Raw genomic sequence first — 912 nt, forward strand, 5'->3', positions numbered from 1 at the left:
ATGGCTTCAGAGCCGGATATTGCCATTGCGCCGGTGATGGTGGACAGTTCGGATTGGAAGATTATCGAGGCGGGCTTGAAAGTGCTGCAAGGCAAGTCGGTGGTCAATTCCATCAGCCTCAAAAACGGCGAAGCCGATTTTTTGCAGAAAGCCCGCAAAATCCGCGCCTACGGCGCAGCAGTGGTGGCGATGGCTTTTGACGAAAACGGGCAGGCAGACACCTTTGAGCGGAAAATTGAAGTGTGCGCACGGATGTATAAACTGCTGACCGAACAGGCTGGTTTCCCCCCGCAGGATATAATTTTTGACCCCAACGTGCTGGCTGTGGCAACCGGCATTGAAGAGCACAACGGCTATGCCCTCGCCTTTATTCAGGCAACCGAATGGATTAAGAAAAACCTCCCGGGCGCGAAAGTCAGCGGCGGCGTGAGCAATCTCTCGTTCGCTTTCCGCGGTCTCAACGAACTGCGCGAAGCCATGCACACCGTTTTCCTCTACCACGCAGTGCAAAAAGGCATGGATATGGGCATCGTAAATCCCGCTGCCACACTTGCCTACGATGATATTTCGGCAGAGTTGCGGACGCTTGTCGAGGATGTGATTTTCAATCGCAATGAGGAGGCGGCGGATAAATTGATGGAGTATGCGCAGGGCAATGTAAAACAGGGGATTGCGGGTCAAGCCCGCAATGACACCACACAAGCCCGCAATGACAAGTTGGAATGGCGCAACCAACCCCTCGCTGACCGCCTCCGCCACGCCCTCATCAAAGGCATCGGCGATTTCTTGGAAACCGACCTGCCGGAGGCATTAAAAACCAGCAAAAACCCCATCGAAATCATCGACGGACCACTGATGGACGGCATGAACGAGGTGGGGCGACTCTTTGGCGAGGGCAAAATGTTTCTGCCA

General features: G+C 54.4%; 1 protein-coding gene. It reads left to right on the forward strand.

What is annotated here, in order from left to right:
- Positions 1-912 (forward strand): dihydropteroate synthase (locus ASC50_RS00815; RefSeq protein WP_158648226.1); only part of this gene is annotated, 912 nt, incomplete at both ends.

It is taken from the genome of Candidatus Symbiothrix dinenymphae, from assembly GCF_001431085.1.